General features: G+C 60.0%; 17 protein-coding genes and 1 pseudogene. 9 read left to right on the top strand and 9 right to left on the bottom strand.

Annotated elements, in window-relative coordinates:
- Positions 1 to 121 precede the first annotated feature (121 nt).
- Positions 122 to 1,585, bottom strand: coding sequence for a phospholipase D-like domain-containing protein (locus INT39_RS07715; protein WP_193073382.1), 1,464 nt, complete (start codon positions 1,583 to 1,585; stop codon positions 122 to 124).
- Positions 1,586 to 1,664: 79 nt separating this feature from the next.
- Here INT39_RS07715 and INT39_RS07710 point away from each other — a divergent pair, with 79 nt between their 5' ends.
- Genes INT39_RS07710 through INT39_RS07700 form a run of 3 tightly spaced genes read left to right on the top strand, consistent with a single transcriptional unit; the run spans position 1,665 to position 4,517 of the window.
- Entirely contained in the window at positions 1,665 to 3,959 is a 2,295-nt protein-coding gene (locus tag INT39_RS07710) for a YdbH domain-containing protein (protein WP_193073381.1), read from the top strand.
- 12 nt (positions 3,960 to 3,971) lie between these two features.
- Positions 3,972 to 4,160: a YnbE family lipoprotein gene (locus tag INT39_RS07705; protein ID WP_090274718.1), complete on the top strand. Its 189-nt coding sequence runs from the start codon at positions 3,972 to 3,974 to the stop codon at positions 4,158 to 4,160.
- A 12-nt stretch (positions 4,161 to 4,172) separates the two neighbouring features.
- On the top strand, positions 4,173 to 4,517 hold the full coding sequence (locus INT39_RS07700) for a YdbL family protein (protein WP_193073380.1): 345 nt from the start codon (positions 4,173 to 4,175) through the stop codon (positions 4,515 to 4,517).
- A gap of 3 nt (positions 4,518 to 4,520) precedes the next feature.
- On the opposite strand, the gene INT39_RS07695 is transcribed toward INT39_RS07700, so the two are convergent.
- The gene (locus INT39_RS07695; protein WP_193073379.1) at positions 4,521 to 5,495 is read right to left on the bottom strand and encodes a lipase secretion chaperone; all 975 of its coding nucleotides are present in this window, start codon (positions 5,493 to 5,495) and stop codon (positions 4,521 to 4,523) included.
- 75 nt (positions 5,496 to 5,570) lie between these two features.
- Positions 5,571 to 6,518, bottom strand: a complete 948-nt coding sequence (locus INT39_RS07690) for a triacylglycerol lipase (protein ID WP_193073378.1) — start codon at positions 6,516 to 6,518, stop codon at positions 5,571 to 5,573.
- A 369-nt stretch (positions 6,519 to 6,887) separates the two neighbouring features.
- On the opposite strand from INT39_RS07690, the gene INT39_RS07685 reads away from it, so the two are divergent.
- The 3 genes from INT39_RS07685 to INT39_RS07675 all read left to right on the top strand — a co-directional run bounded on the left by INT39_RS07685 (position 6,888) and on the right by INT39_RS07675 (position 9,855).
- Positions 6,888 to 7,361, top strand: a complete 474-nt coding sequence (locus INT39_RS07685; RefSeq protein ID WP_193073377.1) for an NfeD family protein — start codon at positions 6,888 to 6,890, stop codon at positions 7,359 to 7,361.
- A gap of 30 nt (positions 7,362 to 7,391) precedes the next feature.
- Positions 7,392 to 8,312: an SPFH domain-containing protein gene (locus tag INT39_RS07680; RefSeq protein ID WP_193073376.1), complete on the top strand. Its 921-nt coding sequence runs from the start codon at positions 7,392 to 7,394 to the stop codon at positions 8,310 to 8,312.
- A 451-nt stretch (positions 8,313 to 8,763) separates the two neighbouring features.
- Positions 8,764 to 9,855, top strand: a complete 1,092-nt coding sequence (locus INT39_RS07675; protein WP_193073375.1) for a 3-deoxy-7-phosphoheptulonate synthase — start codon at positions 8,764 to 8,766, stop codon at positions 9,853 to 9,855.
- Here the strand turns inward: INT39_RS07675 and INT39_RS07670 are convergent.
- Complete coding sequence (locus tag INT39_RS07670) at positions 9,849 to 11,705, bottom strand: DUF4105 domain-containing protein (RefSeq protein ID WP_193073374.1); 1,857 nt, start codon at positions 11,703 to 11,705, stop codon at positions 9,849 to 9,851. The genes INT39_RS07675 and INT39_RS07670 overlap by 7 nt on opposite strands.
- A gap of 90 nt (positions 11,706 to 11,795) precedes the next feature.
- On the bottom strand, positions 11,796 to 12,284 hold the full coding sequence (locus tag INT39_RS07665; protein ID WP_193073373.1) for a DUF3015 domain-containing protein: 489 nt from the start codon (positions 12,282 to 12,284) through the stop codon (positions 11,796 to 11,798).
- A 286-nt stretch (positions 12,285 to 12,570) separates the two neighbouring features.
- Here INT39_RS07665 and INT39_RS07660 point away from each other — a divergent pair, with 286 nt between their 5' ends.
- Complete coding sequence (locus INT39_RS07660; RefSeq protein ID WP_193073372.1) at positions 12,571 to 14,271, top strand: long-chain-fatty-acid--CoA ligase; 1,701 nt, start codon at positions 12,571 to 12,573, stop codon at positions 14,269 to 14,271.
- A 36-nt stretch (positions 14,272 to 14,307) separates the two neighbouring features.
- On the opposite strand, the gene INT39_RS22970 is transcribed toward INT39_RS07660, so the two are convergent.
- Together INT39_RS22970 and INT39_RS22965 are read right to left on the bottom strand one after the other, a co-directional pair.
- A complete protein-coding gene (locus INT39_RS22970; RefSeq protein ID WP_413468910.1) occupies positions 14,308 to 15,012 on the bottom strand; it encodes a methyl-accepting chemotaxis protein in 705 nt (234 codons plus the stop codon).
- Between the two features lie 219 nt (positions 15,013 to 15,231).
- Positions 15,232 to 15,351: pseudogene (locus INT39_RS22965) on the bottom strand (hypothetical protein); the annotation flags it as partial.
- 747 nt (positions 15,352 to 16,098) lie between these two features.
- Here INT39_RS22965 and INT39_RS07650 point away from each other — a divergent pair.
- A complete protein-coding gene (locus tag INT39_RS07650; protein ID WP_193073370.1) occupies positions 16,099 to 17,079 on the top strand; it encodes a calcium/sodium antiporter in 981 nt (326 codons plus the stop codon).
- Positions 17,080 to 17,169: 90 nt separating this feature from the next.
- Positions 17,170 to 17,880, top strand: coding sequence for a VC0807 family protein (locus tag INT39_RS07645; protein ID WP_193073369.1), 711 nt, complete (start codon positions 17,170 to 17,172; stop codon positions 17,878 to 17,880).
- A gap of 165 nt (positions 17,881 to 18,045) precedes the next feature.
- Here INT39_RS07645 and INT39_RS07640 read toward each other — a convergent pair whose 3' ends face one another.
- Together INT39_RS07640 and INT39_RS07635 are read right to left on the bottom strand one after the other, a co-directional pair.
- Positions 18,046 to 18,546 carry a DUF4334 domain-containing protein gene (locus INT39_RS07640; RefSeq protein WP_226944607.1) on the bottom strand — a complete coding sequence of 167 codons (501 nt, stop codon included), beginning with the start codon at positions 18,544 to 18,546 and terminating at the stop codon, positions 18,046 to 18,048.
- A 38-nt stretch (positions 18,547 to 18,584) separates the two neighbouring features.
- Positions 18,585 to 19,214, bottom strand: coding sequence for a TetR/AcrR family transcriptional regulator (locus tag INT39_RS07635; protein WP_193073368.1), 630 nt, complete (start codon positions 19,212 to 19,214; stop codon positions 18,585 to 18,587).
- Between the last annotated feature and the right edge of the window lie 12 nt (positions 19,215 to 19,226).

Raw genomic sequence — 19,226 nt, 5'->3', positions numbered from 1 at the left:
TCGGGTTGTCGCGCACCCGCGCGACGACAGGATTGTGCGGTACCAGTGAGCCCGCAGGTGTAGCGCCGGTGCGCTATACCCCCGAAAAACGGTACGGCATGGCTACCTGCCACGGCTGAGCTCAAAACGTCGACAACCCCGTCGCTTCCATCATTCGATACAACACATACCGCCCGACATTGTGATCGGTGAATTCAGCATAGGGCAGGCTGTACTCAATCCCGTCTGCGTTACTCCACACCCGCTCAAAGGCGTTGCGCGCGGTCATCATGGCCGGATAGTCCTGGGCAGCAATCAGTTGTACATCGGTTTCCAGATTCAGATCGTCCAGATTGCGCCGGGTGAAGTTGGCCGAGCCGCTGATCAGTTCGCTACTGCCGTCGGCCCGGTCCATACGGATCCACTTGCGATGGCACTGCTCGCCGCTGGTAGCGCACCAGCGCAGCGGGATGCCGGCCCGCTCCAGATCCCAGGCGGCCTGGCGGTTGGGTATGCCGTTTTTCTCCCGGCCGAAGGCATCACGATTCGGGTCGAGCAGGACGCGAATGCTGACGCCGCGTCGCTGCGCCTGAATCAGTGCCTCGATCAGTGGGCGGTAGGACAGGTAGAACATGTCCATATCCAGTTGGTCTCCGGGCTGGGAGCTGTCGATCATCTGCAACACGGCGTCGCGGATGGCCCCCTCGGTAATCACCCGCAGACGGTTGTCCGAGTCGGCGATGGTGGCCGTGGTCGGCGGTCGAGGCCAGTTTGCGGTATTGAAACCCGCCAGTTGCGCCACGGTGCTTTCGGTCTGCAGCAGATCCAGAGCAGCCGCGCCGCTGAAGCGCAGGGCCTGGTTGCTGTGGCGACTGCTGGCGTCATGCGGGTTGGCTGAGGTGACCAATGCGGTCCAGCTGTCGCCGGAATCCGCCACTATCGTCTTGCGATGGTTGGCGCGGAAGTTGACCAGGTGCAGGTATGTGCGCAGGGTGACTTTGCCCTCGGCCACCGGGTTGGGCAGCCAGCCGCCATCGGTGCTGTTGCCGACGAAGCGGCAGCAGAGATTCCACAGGCCGCTCCACAGTGCGTTCGAAGCAGGCAGTGCTGCGACCGGGGTCATGAGCACATCAACGCCAGCCTGATGCAATGCCAGTAGTGCCGGATTTTCCAGGCCACCATAGAGCGTATTGAACGGGTCGGTTATGAGCACGGCTTGCAGGCCGGGTTGCCGCTTCCGAGCTTCGATCAGCGCCGCTGTCACCTCGGTAGACAGGGTACGGAAACTGTTTTTCCCGGCAAAATCATTGAACAGGAACATGTCCAGGACCACCAGCCTGCGCGCACCGCTGATCATCGCCAGAACCTCGTCGAAGATCTGTTGTTCGCTGATGCGCTCGCCGGTGTCGGTTTGCCAGGTCTGATCCAGTAGCACCTGCACACTGTCTGCCGGACGCCAGGGCGTGCTGGTCGACAGCCCCTCCGGCATTGGTTGGTAGGCCTGAAACAGGCTTGAGGCGAGCCACGCTATAAGTAATAAAACGATAAGTATGCGCAAAGGCCGACGGCGCCGCTTCCTGCGGTTGATGCGAGTGAGAATGTCCATGTAGTTGTCCGCTGAGTTCATATTCCGATTCGTCCTGCATGCTAACCTTGATGCACTTTCTTGTCTTCAGAGGTTGCCGATGCGCAAAGCTGCGATCAGTGCAGGAGCAGTGTTGCTGTTGGTGCTGCTGACTGCGTTGCTGGCTGGCCTATGGGTGCAGCGAACCTTGACGGCTGCCGGATTCGAGCAGCTTCACTGGCAGCAGTTGCGCTGGTCAGACGGTGCGGTGCAGGTGGAGCAGCTCAACGGAGCCAATGTGAGCGAGCAGGGCAGATTGGGCTTCCGGCTGGGCGGCATCAGGCTGAGACCTGTCTGGGATGGCGGACCGCGGATTGATCAGCTGATGGTCGAGGAACTGCAGTTGGCCTGGGAGCCGCGCGATAACCTGCCCCCGAGCGAGCCGACTGATGAAAGCTGGAGTCTGCCCGAGCTGGATCAGTTCGCCGGACCGCTGTCCTGGTTGCCGCGGGAACTGGAAGTGCGCCACATGCAGCTTCAGCTACCCTGCGAGGGTGATTTCTGCACATTGCAGGGTGGCTTTCAACTGGCGGCCGATCAGCAGCCGTTGGCATTGGTTGCGCAACTCGACCTGCAAGCTGATGAGCAGAGCCTGAGTGGCTCGCTGCAGTTGCGTGAGGAGCCCGGTGGCTATCGACTGCAGGCTGGATTGGAACTGCCGTACCCGCTGCACCTGGTGGGGCTCGGTCAGCTCAGTGGCAAGGTGCGGGTCGACCTGGAAAGCCGGGGTAGGCAATGGCTGCTGCGCGACGGTCAGGCAGACGCGCGTTTGCTGCAGCCACAGCTGGGTGCCCTGGCGGTGTTGCCGTCGGAGCTGCGGCCGTCGGCGCTGGCAGTGCGCATTACGCCGCAAGCCGGCAGCCTGAATACCTGGCATGAAAGCATCCCGTTGGCCACGCAGTTGCAAATCGAAGGTGCGGTGGCCGGGCAAGTTGATGCGCAGTTGGCGTTGAATAACCTGCCGCATTGGCAGGTGCAGCTGCATGCGGGACGTTTGCAGCTGAACGCAGACAAGCTGGAGCTGGCGGGAATGCAGTTGCAAACCGTGCAGCTCGATTGGCCGTTTCAGGCTGAAGCCGACCAGCAACAACTGAATCTGTTACTCAACGAGGGCGCATTGCTGACGGCGAAAAGCCTGTCATCGGCAGATGTTGGCCTGCAGCTCTCTGAGTTGCGGGCAGACTTGAGCGAAGCAACGCTGCACCTGCCTTTTTCTGCGCCTGACCAATTGAAACTGGAGGCACCACTGCAGCTTGGCGCGAGTCGATTGAATCATGCTGCGTTCAAGCCTCAGGGCTGGAACCTGAGCGGCAGGCTGCAACAGTCCTCGGCCGGGCTGATGCTGAGCGGCAGCCTGGCCGCCCTCAGCGGTCTGAATTCTGATCTGCAGCTGAACTGGCCGACCGGTGAGGCGTGGCGGTTGGACATGACGCTGCGAGAAATCTTTCTGCGCGCTGCCGATCCCCTGGCTGCCACCTTTGCTGACTGGCCGGCGCTGCTGAGTTTCTCCAGTGGTCGGATCAGCGGTACCTTGCAGGCGACCGGTCGTACCGGTCTGGATCAGATCAGGGGGCAGCTGGCCCTTAGCGGTGGCCAGGGTATCTATGATAGAGCCAGTTTCAGCGGCCTGTCCCTGCCACTGGCGGTGTCGCTGCAAGGTGAGACGTTGCGGCTGGGTACTGACGCATTGAATCTGAGCTCTCTTGATCCTGGCCTGCCGCTTGGACCATTGCGTGCCAGCGGCACCTACACCGCCGAGTTGAGCAAGCCCGCCAGCGGAGCACTGGAGCTGCGCAGCGCCAGCCTCGGTGTGTTGGATGGGCGTATTCTGCTGGAGCCGGCCAGGGTGGATCTGGGGCAGGCACGGCAGACCCTGGTAGCGATGGTGGAAGGCGTCGAACTGGCCCGCCTTTTCGAGGTCTATCCCGCAGAAGGATTGAGTGGACAGGGCACACTGGACGGGCGTTTTCCCGTCAGTCTGGTGGATGGCAATCTGGTCATCGCGGGTGGTCGGTTGCAGGCCCGCGAGCCCGGCGTGTTGCGCTATCAGGCGCAGCAGTTGCGCGACCTGGCTGCGACTAACCCCGGTATGGAACAGCTGGCACTGGCGCTGGACAATTTCCATTATCAGGTGCTGGCCAGCGACCTGTCCTATGATGAGCAGGGTGTGCTGGTTCTTGGGTTGCGCCTGGAAGGTAGCAACCCGGCATTCCAGCAGGGACGGCCGGTGCACCTGAATATACGTTTGGAAGAAGATATTCCGGCCTTGCTGACCAGTCTGCAGTTGAGCGGACAAGTGAGTGAGATCATCAGGAAACGGGTTGAGCAGTATTATCTGCAGCGACGTAGCCCATGACAGGAGAGACATATGCACTGGCGTCTGGTGATAATGGCGGTGGCCGTCGGGGTACTGACTGCTTGCACGCCGACGGTACAGCTGGCAGCGCCCAGCGAACCGATCAATATCAACCTGAATGTGAAGATCCAGCATGAGATCTACATCAAGGTCGACAGGGAACTGGACGAGCTGTTCAGTGAATCCAGCGGGCTGTTCTAGGAGAGAAATGACATGCGTATGAGTATCCGTATGGGTGGTCTGCTATTGGCACTGTTGCTGAGCGCTCCGGCGCTGGCGCTGAGCCTGAACGAGGCGATGTCGGCATTGCCGACGGCCAAGGCCGCCGGCCAGCTGGGTGAGCAGCCTGATGGTTATCTGGGAGTGGTGGCAGCGGGTGGCAATGCGGTCGAGATCGCCCGACAGATAAATCAGGCCCGCCGCGATGAGTATCAGCGCTTGGCCAGGGAGAACAATATTCAGCAGCGGGATGTGGAATCCATGGCCGGCAAGAAGGCGCTGGAACGCACCCCTGCCGGGCAATACATCATGATCAACGACGTGTGGATGAAAAAATAGCGGTCAGTGTACAAGTCGCAGTCGCTCGGTCTCGGTGAACTGCTCTTCAAGCAGGGCATTCACTGCAGCCTGCCTGTCGACGTCCGCCAGCCCCGGCCGGTCGAGGATGGCGTCGCGTTCCTGATTGAAGCTTGCCACCCGCTGCTGCCATTGGGCACGGCGCTGGTCCAGGGCTCCCAGCCGCTCGGTCGCTTCCGGCCCGAGCATCTGCATGCGCAGCTGACGAATCTCGCCATGGTCCGCTCCTGCCGCCAGCAACGCCTGGGTCTGCTGGCGCAGATCCTGATGTATCTGCGGTACCAGCAGCTGTTGCATTTCTTCCGGCAGGCTTTCCCGTAGCGTTTCTGTGGCCAGGGCTTTCTGCTGTTCATCCAGGCTGCTGTCGCGGTGGATCGCCAGCCGTTCCAGCGTGAAGTTGTTGTAGATCTCCTCGCCAGCGAAGAACGCAGCGTGGGTTTCGCGATCGAACAGCGTGGCGCGCAGGCGCTGGACTGCCTGTTCACGGGCGAATAGATCATCCAGACTCTCGGTTTCCGGGAAACGGCTTTCCAGTTCGGCAAGCTGCTGCTGATAGTCGAGGTAATTATCCAGCAGCGCCAGCGCCTGCCCCTGGGCAGGTGGTGATAGCTGTTGCGTCAGGTAATCGCGAATGCGCTGCTGCGTGGCGGTTGAGTTTTCTTCGCCAGCCATGCTCAGGAAATAATCGAACAGATGACGGATCTGACTGCTGATCAGCAGGTTGCCAGCGGCATCCACTCCCAGTTGGCCGTCCACTTCGGTGCCCCGCACGCTGGCGGGGAGCGGCAAGCCGGGCTTGGATGAATCGGTGCGCTGACGCAGCTGCGCCACGGGGGCGACAGGTTCCGCGCTTTTGTTGCTGAGGACCGGCGGTGCTGTTACCGGGCCGCTGTCCGTAGTGATATACCAGCCAAGCAACAGAGCGCTGCCCAGCAGGGGAAGATAGATGAGTGCTTTCATTCAACTGCTACCGTCAGACGGATGATGCCGGCCCGTTGGCGGGCCGGTGCGACTTGCGATGAAACGCCAAAGATCCTAGAGACCGGCCTTCTTCAGCCGGTTGGCCTGCTGCCGGTACACGGTGACTGGGTCGGTCTCGAAAATACTGGTCAGACCGAAAAACTGGTTCACTTCATCCAGATGGTTCATCCGGTAGTTGTCGCGAATGACCATGCCCAGGCGCGAACTGCAACGGCCGACCATGCCATCGTTGGCCTCACCTTTGGGGAAGGTCATGGAGGCCACGGTCATCATGAGGTCAGATGGATCGAGGATATTGGTCGAAGGGCTGGTACCGCTCCAGGAGTAGTAGCGCACGCCGTTGACCTGATAATCACCCTCGCCGCAGGCGCTGGTGGGAATGCCCTGGGGGAATTTGGCGTTGAAGCGCGCTGCGCCTTCCGAGTTCAGAGATTCCAGCGAACCCAGCGAATTCATTGGCGTGTCGATCGGGCTATCGGAGAGGACATTGATCAGCTTGCCGGCAGCATTCACGAGGCTGGCCAGCAACGCTTCGCCGGCAGAGTTCTCGGGAACCTGACGAATGAAGTCACCCAATGCCGAGCCCTTGTGCGGTGCGCCTATACTGGTGACCGAGGCGACCAGGTCGGGTCGTACTGCGGCAACATAGCGGATGGTCGGGCCGCCATGACTGTGGCCGAACAGGTTGACCTTGGCCTTGCCGGAGATGGCGACGATTTCCTCGACCTGCTCCAGCAACTGCTCGCCCCGGGCCTCCGAGGTGTCCAGCTGGCTGACCTCGGTGATGTAGACGCTAGCGCCATCCTTGCGCAGAGCCTGGGGAATGCCATACCAGTAATCAATACCCAGCATATTGTCCCAGCCGAGCATGCCGTGGGCCAGCACGATGGGATAGTGGGTTCGTGTGTAATCGGAGGAGCTGAACCAGGAGGCTTGTGTCTGGCTGACGGCGCCCAGCGCTGCGACCAGCCCCAACGCCAGTGAGAGGCGATTCTTTTTCATGTTGTTACCTTCGGCCTGTTGTTTTTGTGATTGTTGGCTCTGACTGCGCAGGCGCGCCTTCGAGCATGTGCAGCGAGCCGAGGCCGCACATTCAAGAGATGCCTGACAGAGACCGGCTGAGCATAGTTGCCATGCTGAGCGGCGGCGAGGGGTGCTGCAGGCGGACCGAGCAGCCGCAGGTCGACCCAGTGGTCACCTGCTCTGGCCTCGTTTTATTCACTGCACTTATCCGACGAACGGTATGGTTGATGGCTTGTGGCTATTATATTGATTGTGAGTCACAACGTTTCCGGTCGTACCGCTTTCTGCGACCGATCTGCTAGTCTGGCGTTCTGAAGCCCCGGCGCGGGCACAACAAGGATGAAGCCGATGTTATTGAACAGCTTTCTCAACGGATATCCCTTCTGGCTCCTGCTCGGTTTTGCACTGCTGATCTCCGAATTATTCGTGCCTGGGGTGATCGCGGTCTTCTTCGGGTTGGGCGCACTGGCGGTCGGCCTGCTGACGCTGGTCGGTGTGATTGAAAGCCTGGCGGTACAACTGCTGTGTTTCGGTGTGCTCAGCCTGGCTGCCCTGTTTGGTCTGCGCCGCCGGTGTACGCGTTGGCTGCGCGGCAGTGTCGGCGGACGGGCCAAGACCGACCTGGATGATGTCGGCGTGCTGGGTAACCGGGTGACGGTAATGACCGATTTCACTGACGGTACCGGGGACGTGCAGCTCAATGGTGCCAAATGGGACGCCGAATCCAATGAGCCGCTGCGCACCGGCGATACCGCCTGGGTGGTTGGCATCAGCGGTATAGTGCTGCGCGTCAGCGCCTCACGCCCTTATCAACCTTCCTGAACCTGATTATCAATTACGGAGTAAGTCGCAATGGAAGTCGCAACAATGCTGTCACTGGCGCTGCTGGTGCTTATCGTCATTACCGTCGCCAAAACGGCGCAGATCGTACCGCAGCGCTCGGCCTTCGTCGTCGAGCGACTGGGTAAATATGCCAAAACACTGGAGGCGGGCTTTCATCTACTGATTCCCTTTGTGGACCGCATTGCCTACCGTCACACCACAAAGGAAGAGGCCATTGACGTGGATCGTCAGGCCTGTGTCACCAAGGACAATATCCAGGTGGTGGTCAACGGGGTGATCTATCTGCAGGTGGTGGATCCCAAGGCCGCGAGCTACGGCATTACCAACTACCGTTTTGCCGCTACTCAGCTGGCGCAGACCACACTCCGTTCGGTGATCGGCAAGATTGATCTGGACAAGACTTTTGAGGAGCGCGAGGCCATCAATATTCAGGTGGTGCAGGCGCTGGATGAAGCGGCGCGGCCTTGGGGTGTGAAGGTGATGCGCTATGAGATTGCGGATATCGAATTGCCTGCCACCATCCTCGATGCACTGGAAAAGCAGATGCGCGCAGAGCGGGAACGCCGCGCAGTGGTGGCCCAGTCTGAAGGTGAGCGGGAAGCCAAGATCAACGTCTCCGAAGGTATCAAGCAGGAAACCATCAATCTCTCCGAAGCGGACAAGCAACGCCAGATCAATGAGGCCGAAGGCAAGGCACGGCAGATCGAGCTGGTAGCTCAGGCCACCGCCGATGGTCTGCGCCTGGTAGCTGATGCCATTACCACCAATGGCGGCAAGGACGCAGTCGCCCTGCGCGTAGCCGAACAATACGTGACTGAATTCGGCAAATTGGCTAAGACCAACAACACCATGATTCTGCCTGCGGAGCTGAGCAACATTGGCGCAGCGGTGGCGGCCATTACCAAAACGCTGGACACGGTGAAGCAGTGATCAGAGTTGAACAGTGTCAGTGAATGCAGTAAGTTAAATACAGTTCCAACGGAGAAACCCATGTCAATCAGCGCATCCATTCAGCACCATCGCATCCCGGCAAATGCCGTGGCGACTGCTGCGTGCTCAGTGGGCTCGGGTGTTTCCGCTTATTTTTATGGGTATTGGTTTAGCCACGGGCTAGCCTGATACTTATCAGGCGGCCCACTCAGAACGGGCCGCCCACCGCACTAATCAGAAACCCCCGGTCGGCCATCCGATCGGGGGTTTTGTTTTTTTGGCCATCAAGGGCCTATACATACAGAGGATTCAGACATGAACAATGACTTCAACTACTCCTACCGTTACTGCAGCTGGCGATTTAGTGGTCGTGCCCAGGACAACCAGACATTACTTCGACTAACACGATAGAACGCCGCGCGGCATGAACCGCGCGGCTAAGGACATATTGATGAACTCTTCCGTATCCGCCCTGCAGCTTTCCCTTGTGCCCAGCCTCAAGCCGGCACACAACCTCACTCAGCCGACCCAGCGCCGCACCCGGCCGCTGCCGACGCCAGCGGTTCTACGCCAGCGTCTGCCACTGAATGCATTGCAAGCCGAGCAGGTTCAGGCGCAGCGCCAGGCTATCCGCCATATTCTTGATGGCTATGACCCACGTCTGCTGGTGGTGGTTGGCCCCTGTTCGATTCATGATGCCGGCGCTGCGCTGGATTATGCCCGGCGGTTGGCGGAGCTGGCGCCACAGGTGCAGGATCAAATGCTGCTGGTGATGCGCGCCTATATCGAGAAGCCCCGCACCACGGTTGGCTGGAAAGGTCTGGTCTACGACCCGCAGCTGGATGGCAGTGGTGATATGGCTGCTGGATTGGAGCTGTCTCGCAGGTTGATGTTGCAGATGATCGAACTGGGTTTGCCACTGGCCAGCGAATTGTTGCAGCCGTTGGTCGCGGGTTACGTGGATGACCTGCTGGGTTGGGCGGCCATTGGTGCGCGCACCAGCGAGTCGCAGGTGCACCGGGAGCTGGTCAGCGGGTTGGACATGGCGGTCGGTTTCAAGAACGGCACCGACGGCAGCATGGGCATTGCCATTGATGCGATGCGCTCAGCGACCCATCCCCATCAGCATTTCGGCATGGACGACCTTGGTCGTCCGGCATTGGTGGAAACGGCAGGTAACCCCGATACCCATCTGGTACTGCGTGGCGGTAATCAGGGGCCCAACTTCGATGCGGCCAGTGTTGCGGCGGCGAAGGTCGCCCTGAGCAAAGCCGGCATCCAGCCCAGCATCATGGTCGACTGCAGCCACGCCAACAGCGGCAAGGATCCGCTGCGTCAGCCTGCGGTACTGCAGAGTGTCATCGATCAGCGTCTGGCGGGAGACAGCAGCCTGCGCGCGGTGATGCTGGAAAGTCATCTGTTCGACGGCAGTCAGCCATTGTCCGGTGACTTGCAGTACGGGGTATCTATTACTGATGGTTGCCTGGGTTGGACCGGCACCGAGCAGTTGCTGCGTGATGCCGCCGAGCGTCTGCGTCAGTAGTGATACCAGCGCAGCTGCAGGCTGACTTCGTTCTGCGCTGGGCCAAGGTGACTGAAGTCCCGTGCTGCGCTGAGGCGCAGACCGAGGTTGCGGCCCAGCTCCAGTTGCTGGGTCAGCGCCAGCTGGCGGCGCACTTCACCGTTGTGAAAGTAGTCTGCCTGGGCTTCCAGTAACAAGTTACCGGCTGCATTGCGCCAGAGCAGGCCGCTGTCGAACCCGGCGGCGGGGCTCAGCGTTGCAGAAAAATTATCGTTTTGCTCAATGCGTACCGTGGCCAGCGCATAGGCCATCAGGTTGTTGCCCAGTGGCCAGGTAAAACCACCGCCACCGTCCAGATAGCCCACCAAAGGCCGATCGTCCTCCGCGCCAGACACTCGCTCCAGCCCGGCGCTGACTTGCCACGACCAGGGCTTGAGCAGTTGGGTTCTTGGCGTCAGCGAGCGAATACCGACCAGCCCCAGCTCCTCCAGCTGCCAATGATTGCCCTCGTACTGCCGTACCCTCAGCTTGCCCAGTTCGATCTGCGCTCCCAGAGGGAAACCGGAGAGGTTGTCGTTCAGATCGTGGTAGGCCATGCGCAGCCCATACTCGGCGAAGGCGCGGTGTTCCTGACTGCCCGCGGCCAGCTGCCAGGTGCGGGATTCGTGGCCATCCTCCGGCAGCGCCGGAGTATCGATTTCCAGGCGCGGTGGCGGGTTCTGATTGATGGCCTGCAGCAGCCGGTAACTGCGCGCAGCACTGTCGACATCACGCTCCTGACCAGCTGCCTGATAGCGCAGCAACCGGTAGGCAGTTTCCTGAATCAACGACTGGCGCTCCGTGGGCAATGCCGCGAAAGCAGTGTCGTGCAGAGCCTCATCATCGGCGGCGAGTGCCTGTGCCCAGCTCAATTCGGCAGGGTGCAGTGGCGCAGCGCGGGCCAGCAACTCCTTTTCCCGCGATGGGCGGTAGTTTATGTCCTGTATCAGACCGGCATCCTTCACCGCGCGCACGGTATCAGCAGGAATGGCCGTCAATGGAAACTGGTCGATCAGCTGCAGGCCGGGCCGGGCGATTTCCAGCAGTTCGAGCAGGCGGTACGAGCAGTTTTCGTCAAAGAAGAAGTAGTCGAAGCGAACCTGCCGCAACTCCCAGACGTGTTCGATCATGCGCCCGGTTTCTTCGGGTGTCAGATCGAGGCGGTATTCCCACAGATCGCGGTTTTCCAGGCTGCTGTATTCACTTATCTTTTCCCGGTACGGCAACAAGGCAAACTGCCCCGGATAGCCGCCGGCCAGGCCTTTCCAGGCATAGAGAATACTGTTGTCCATGCCTTCAATCATGGCACCGAAGTTCAGTGCATAGCTGAGCAGGGCGGTGCCGCTGCCTGCTGCATCAGCTGAGTCAATACGCAGCAGGGTGTGCCCGAACATGGATGATGGGCTGTTCAGGTAGGCATCAGGAAATACCAGTACGGTGGTATGCGGATCGATGTCGGCATACCAGGTATCGAATTCGGCGCAGGTGACTGCGGGCAGGTCATCCAGTTTCAGCTGCTGGCGCAGCCAGCGGGTGCGCGATGGGAAGCGGCATTGCGGATGGCTGTCGGCCTGTTGCGGGTCGGCATAGATAGCGTCAAGGGTGGCAGTCAGTTCGGCCAGTGGTGAGCGTTCGCCATTGGCCGCCAGGAAGAAGTCAGCATCATCAACGTAGCTGCGCCAGCCGCCGAAGGTCTGCTGCTCGTAGTGACCGAGTGCGACCCAGTACGGATCTGAGGCGAGTTTCTCAAGGGTGGCCGCATCGGATTGCGGAGCCGCCTGTACGGCAATGCCGAGCATGCTCAGCAACAGGGGGAACAAGCGTATGGACATGCGAGACCGCGATGGAGGACGAGGGCACCAGAGGATGCAGGGAAAGGCCCGGAGCCGACGGAACGCCGGCCCCGGAGATCAACGCCAGGCTCAGACCTGTTCGGCGTACTTCGCCAATACTGCGTCGTTCTTCAGAACGGCCAGTGTGGCTGCATGAACCTGCTCGGCAGTCACGTCGGCGGAGCTGAAGATGTCATTGAAGTGCTGGCTGGTCACGGCAGCAAAATGATCACGGTCCTGCGCTTCTACACCCAGCACGACAGCGTAGGTCGTCAGGGCTTCACCTTCACCGCGCGCCATGTCTTCGGACAGCTCATTCATGATGCTGCTCAACACGATCATCGATTTGCCGTTATAGGCCAGAGCACCGCTGGTATCGCAACCGTTGGTACCCGAGGTCATACCGAAGGTGGCGTTGCCGGAGGTGCCGTTGGTGATGGACGCCACCAGATGGGAGGGCAGGCCGCGCTGGCCTTCGAACAACATGTTGCCCCAGCCGCAGCCCGGACCGCCCGGTGCGGTGGCGAACGCATTGAGGGAGGCAGCAGCAAGCAGAGAACCGAGCAGTATACGTTTCATGTTTGTTTTTCCATTTCATGGTTGGGAGCGATTGGAAATCTATCAACCCGCTTGGCTTATTGCAATTTGATTACTCTTTGATGCGTGCCTGATCGGATGCTGCAGAGCTCGAAATGCTCAGTCTGGGAGGGCGTTCACATAATCGCGTGTCCGTTCCCTGCGCATTCGACAGCCATGCCGCAATCTATAGCTTCGTATATACAGGCTGGATTTGCCTTTGCAGAACAGCAGTCCGGCACTAACGTCAGGAGATCAATAATTACAAGAAGCCCCCAGGAGGCGTGTCATGAGCGCGAATGCAGAATTACGTTGGCTGGACTCCTACCCCGACAACATGCACTGGGATGCCAGCCTGGCAACCGGTCCGGTCTGGGCGTTGCTGGACAAGGCGGTTGCGGATTTCCCCGAGCATCCGGCAATCAATTTTCTCGGTAGCAGGATCAACTACCGTCAGCTGGATGCGCTGGTGCGCCGCGCTGCCTGCGGGTTTCAGCAGCTGGGTGTGCGTCCGGGTGTTCATGTGGGGCTGTACCTGCCGAATACACCACATTATTTCATCGCTTTTCTCGGTGTACTGCGTGCCGGCGGGACCGTGGTGAATTACTCGCCGCTGGACGCCGAACGCACCCTCACACAGAAGATCCACGACAGCCAGACCACGCTGATGGTGACGCTGGATCTGGCGAGTCTGTATCCGCAAATGGCCAGCCTGTGCCAGAACAGCGGCCTGCAGACCTTGATAGTGGGTAGCTTCCTGGAGTTCTGCGACGGTGCAAGCGACGTGCAGGCAGCGCAGCTCGGACCCTCGGTAGAAGTGGTATTCGACCAGACCTGTCATTCCTTCGCCAGCCTGCTGGATAACGATGGCAGCTTCACCCCCTGGCCGATCAACGATCCGGCCGAGACCCTGGCCGTGCTGCAATATACTGGTGGCACCACCGGCGCGCCCAAAGGTGCAATGCTCACTCATGCCAATCTCACCGCCAGCTGCGCGCAATTGCAGGCGATTCTGGATGAGTCGCTGCAGATGGGGCAGGAGCGGGTGCTGGCGGTGCTGCCGCCGTTCCATATCTATGCGCTGATGATCAATATGCTGTTCAGTCTGCGCATGGCCGCCGAGGTCTATCTGCATCCGCGCTTCGATGCCGAAAGTGTGCTGCAGGAAATTCACCATAGCCGCATCACCACCTTCCCCGGCGTACCGACCATGTTCATCGGTCTGCTGGCTCACCCTCTGGCCGCTGAGCTGGATCTGACGTCGCTCAAACTGTGCAACTCCGGCGGCGCGCCCTTGCCGTTGGAAGTGCAGCAGCGTTACCAACAGGTGGCCGGCTGCGCCCTGCGTGAGGGTTGGGGCATGACCGAGACGACAACCACAGGCACCTTCACGCCGCGCGATGCGCCGCCACGCCCTGGCTCCTGCGGTATCCCGGTACCCGGCGCACAGATTCGCATTGCCCCGCTGGATGGGTCGCCGGGCGCTCTGCCGGCGGGTGAGCATGGCGAGGTCTGTATTGCCGGTCTGAACGTCACTGCGGGTTACTGGCAGCGCCCAGACGCCACTGTCGAAGCGATGACGGTCGATGGTTTCTTGCGCACCGGGGATATTGGCTATATGGACGAAGAAGGGTGGGTTTATATCGTTGATCGCACCAAGGACATGATCCTGTGCAGTGGCTACAACGTCTACCCGCGCATGATCGAGGAGGCCATTTACGAGCATCCTGCGGTCGAGGAGGTGTCAGTGATCGGCATCGAAGATGCCTATCGCGGCCAAGCGCCCAAGGCCTTCATCAAACTCCGCGCCGGCGCTCAGCCTTTCGACTTTGCGACCTTGCAAGGTTTCCTGGCCACCCGACTGGGCAAGCATGAACGCCTGGCGGCGATGGAGATTCGCGATGCATTGCCGCGCACGCCAGTGGGCAAGCTGTCGAAGAAGGAACTGGTCGAGGAGGAACGCCAGAAACAGGCGTGCGCGACAGCCTGAGCCGCCGCTCCAGGGGCCTGACTCAGGCTTTGCCGGTTACGCCTTCAGTTGCCCTGCCAGCCGATTGAGCTCGGCCGACAACGACTGCAGGCCTTCGCTGGCTTGGGCGGTGTGCTCCACTTCCTGTTGATTGGTTGCGGCGATGTCGGTGATCTCGGTGATGTTGCGCGAGATATCTTCGGAGACGCTGGTCTGCTCCTCTGCGGCAGTGGCGATCTGTCGGTTCATGTCGCGGATCGATTCCACTGCCATGGCGATCTGTTGCAGGTTGTCGCCGGCCAGGGTGACCTGCTGCATGCTGGTATCACTGCGGTTCTTGCCGGCCACAATAGCCTTGCCGGCCTCCGCTGCACCATTCTGCACGCTGCTGATGATGCTCTGAATTTCTGCCGTTGATTCGCTGGTGCGTTGCGCCAGGGTGCGCACTTCATCGGCAACCACCGCAAAGCCGCGCCCGGCTTCCCCGGCGCGGGCCGCCTCGATGGCGGCATTCAGGGCCAGCAGGTTGGTCTGGTCGGCAATGTTCTGAATGACTTCCAGTACTTTGCCGATCCGTCGGCTGTCGTCTTCCAGGTGGTGGATGACCTCAGCGGTACGCTGTATTTCCTGCAGCAGTGTCTGCATGGAATCTATGGTCTCGGTCATTACCTGGCGTCCGTTGCGGGCGCTTGTATCAGCGGCATCAGCGGCGCTGGATGCGTCGGCGGCATAGCGCGCCACTTCAGCTGCCGTGGCGGACATTTCCTGCATGGCGGTGGCGACCTGGTCGGTACGACTGAACTGCTCGCGGCTGCCGTGGGTCATTCGGGTGGCGACGGTATTCAGTCCGCCGCTGGCGCGGTCAAGTTCATCAGTGGTGTGTCTCAGGCCGGCAGCGGTTTCCGCAAGAAAGCTGCGCAGCTGGTTGGCAGCCTGGGCCAGCACACCCAGTTCATCCTGACGCTGGCTGGTGATCTGCTCATCGAAGCGCCCCTGGCTCAGCTGTTCAATCTGCCGGATCAGACGCGTGATGGGACTGACCAGCTGCCTGCTGATCAGCCAGCTGGCGAGCCCGCCGATCAGCAGTGCAGCACCAACCATGCCCAGAACCGAGAGCCAGACGGTACGTAAGGTGGCTGTGCGGATGTGCTGCACCTCGCTGGTGACCTGTTGATTGATCTCGGTGACCAGTTGCTCCAGTTGTTCGCTGGTCGCGCGATCGATACCGCGCACCATGTTGTCCCCCGCCACGGGATCGCGACCGGCGGCCATAAAGCGTTGCAGGCCATCTCGGTACTTCTCACCCAGCCCACGGTGCTCCCTTTGTAATGAGACGAGCCGCTCGCGGAAGGTGCCTGACAGGTCCTGCTCGATGATCTTGCCCAACAGCGCCTGCACCTGCTTTTCGCTGTCTTGGAACTGTTGCCAGTAACGATCAAGATCGGACTCTTTGCTGCCGCGCAGGAGCACGTTCTTCCATTCCTGCACCTGGGTCTTGAACGTCAGATTGGTCTCGTTGATCAGGTTGGCGGTCGTCTGCGGACCCTCCATCAACAGGCGGTAGCTGCGCAGATCCTGAGCCAGAGTGAGCACGCCGGCCAAGGCGACGACCAGCATCAGCACCAGGCTGCCAATGAGCAGCGCCAGGCTTTGCATGCGCAGGGAAGACTTCAGTAGCATCACAAACCTCGAATGAAAAATGAAAAATGAAAAAAACACACCCGCCCGTCGCCGATGAAATGGTGGCAGGTATCTGTGGTTTTTATAGGAATCGGGCGTTGTATCGGCTGGCGGCGGGAAAAACTTTAACCCATACTTGCGGCCCTCTTGATATGGGAACTGAATATTATGTTGCTTGCCCTCGCTGCCATTCTGATCGGGCTGGTTCTGCTGGTCTGGAGTGCTGACCGGTTCGTGGAAGGCGCTTCTGCTGCTGCCGTGCACGGCGGTGTGCCGCCATTGCTGATCGGCATGTTGATCATCGGTTTCGGTACCTCCGCGCCGGAGCTGTCGGTATCTGTTCTGTCCTCTCTGCAAGGCAACTCAGGTATCGCTCTGGGCAATGCCTGGGGCTCGAACATCACCAATATTGCGTTGATTATCGGCCTGGTCGCGTTGATCAGTCCGATCACTGCTCATGCCCGGGTAGCTCGACGAGAGATGCCGATTCTGCTGGGGATCACCGCCTTGGCGGGCTGGCAGGTTTTCGACGGGGAGATCAGCCGCACCGATGGTATTGTGCTGCTGGTGGTCTTTGCGCTGCTCATGGCCTGGTCCGTTCGCGATGGCATGCGCAGCCGTGACGATGTGGTGTCCGATGAAATCCGCAAGGAATATCTGGCCGACACCATGCCGCTCGGGCGAGCCTTGATATGGTTGCTACTGGGGCTGGTTCTGCTGGTCGTCAGCTCCCGCCTGCTGGTCTGGGGAGCTGTTTTCATCGCCAGCGGCCTGGGCGTGAGTGATCTGATCATCGGACTGACTATTGTCGCGGTGGGCACTTCGCTGCCTGAGCTGGCATCTTCCCTGGCAGCGATCCGCAAGAAGGAGCATGACCTGGCGTTGGGCAATATCATCGGCTCGGGCCTGTTCAATACGCTCGCGGTGGTCGGTATTGCCGCGATTATTCGGCCCATGGAGGTGGCTCCGGAAGTGCTGACCCGCGACTGGGCATTGATGGCGGCGTTGACGCTGGCGTTGCTGTTGATGTGCATCGCCTGGCGCGGGCGTCTGGGACGCATCAATAGGTTGGAAGGCGCCGGCCTGCTGACGGCTTTCTGTGGTTATACCGGCTTGCTGGTATGGACTGCGATGAACGCAGCCGGCTGAGGCTGTCGCATGCAGCTGGTCAGTCGGGGATGACCTGGCGACGGCTGCGTGTATCATGTGTGCAACGCCTTTGGGAATTACTCCGACATCATGAACGAAGCTCTGCGCGATACCCCGCAACACAAACCGCGGCCCATGGTCGACCTACTGGTCAGTATCATCCTCCCGTCGGTGATACTGATGAAATTCAGCGGTGAGGCACACCTCGGCCCGCATAAGGCGTTGATCCTGGCATTGGCGTTCCCGCTGGGTTGGGGACTGTTCGAGCTGATCCGCTATCGCAAATACAACTTCATCGCCGTGCTCGGGGTGATCAGTGTCTTTCTTACAGGCGGTATCGGTCTGCTGGAGCTCGATCCGCAGTGGCTGGCCATCAAGGAAGCCGCCGTGCCCGGTGTCATCGGGCTGGCGGTGCTGTTTTCCACCCGTACCCGTTATCCGCTGATTCGCACCCTGTTGTACAACGACAAGGTGCTGAATGTGCAGCGTGTCGATGAGCGGCTGCAGGAGCGCGGGCTGGGCGATATATTCGAGCAGCGGTTGTTGAAGGCCACCTACTTCCTGGCCGGCACCTTCTTCTTTTCCTCGCTCATGAACTACATGGTCGCCAAGTGGATAGTGGTCAGTCCCGCCGGCACCGAGGCGTTCAATGCCGAACTGGGTCGCATGACCCTGGTCAGCTACCCGATGATCGCCATTCCCTCAATGCTCATGATGATGGCGATCCTGTTCTACCTGTGGCGGACCATTCATGGTCTGACCGGGTTGAAGATGGAAGAGATCATCGCGCAGCAGAAGTAGCGCTGGAACGGGACGCAGAGCGTCCCAGTAGGCACTCCCGCGCGGAGTGTGGGAACGTCGGAGTCTCCCACACACGCTTTCTTGCGGTTTCCAGCGTGACGTTTGCAGCCCCTCCAGTGCGAGCTGCTCTCGCGGGTTTTGCCCATCGATTGCAAGCCCGCTTGCTTACTCGCGTATCAGATAGAAAAAGAAGTCGGTAGGCTTGCCCTTGATATCACCCAGACCGATAACCAGGTTGTCATTGACCTTGCGAAAGTAATCCATGATCGGCTGGCTATCGTAGATCAGGGCGGCGGAGACCTGGCCATCAAACTCGATGTTACGCATCTGTGCCGCGCCGAGCCGATCATAGGTGACCACTTCGCCATCGGTATTGGTTACCAGCAGCGGTTCGACATGGGCGGGCGAAGTGAAGCGCTTGCCGTACCAGTTGATCGGATCGGGCTCGGCACCCCCATCAAACTTGCCGCCCTTCCAGGTACCCACCATGAAATCGGTGTCCACCGTTTCCAGCTGCTGGAACAGTGGCATCAGCGTGGTCGCCGGATAGGCCTTGCCGCTGGCAATCATGTCCAGCCATTGTTGTTCCACTTCTCCGGCCTGGCTCTGGCCCAGGACCATGGCGCTCAGGCCAAGCGCGGCCAGTGTTGCAGTCAGTGTTCGCATTCTGTCTCTCCTCGGGTGAATGAATACGAACAGTCGGTTCAACCAGTGCACAACCCCCAGCAGGCATCCCGGGCAGCGGCTATATCCTCCTCGGAAAGGCTGATATGGCCATCTCGCTCTGCCTTGATCAGATTGATGAAAGCTCCCCACACCAGCGTCATCAACACCTCGGCGCGAATGTCACTGCGGAAGATCCCGCGTTTCTGCAACGCACGGTACTGGGCCAGAATCGGCGTCAGTGCCTCACGTTCCAATGTGCGGCTGGCCTCATCCAGATAAGGCCGGTGATCCTGCAGTTCCATGAAGCGATAGGCGTCAGGCTCCTCGCGGGTGAACTGCACCATGCGCCGCCAGACCTCGCTGAATACTTCGTCAGCCGGGCGTTGCAGGTCCAGATCCGCGTACAATCGCTGATTGATAGCCAGCTTCTGTTCGCGAAACAGCTCATTGACCAGCAATTCCTTGCTCTCGAAGTAGCGGTAGATGGTGCCGGTGCCGACATTGGCCTGTCGGGCCAGTACCGGCATCGGAACGCCATTCATGCCGCCCTCGGCAAACACCTTGAGTGCGGCGCGTAATATGGCGGCGCGCTTGTCCTTGATCCGGGGGCGGACGGTTCTGCCAAGGGGCTGTGGCTTGTTATCAGCGGTTTTGGAATGATTGTTCATCGCTGCATTCTA

Source organism: Pseudomonas sp. FME51, assembly GCF_014897305.1.
Note: the sequence above shows the minus strand (reverse complement) of the source record. Positions and strands in the feature narration are given on the sequence as shown.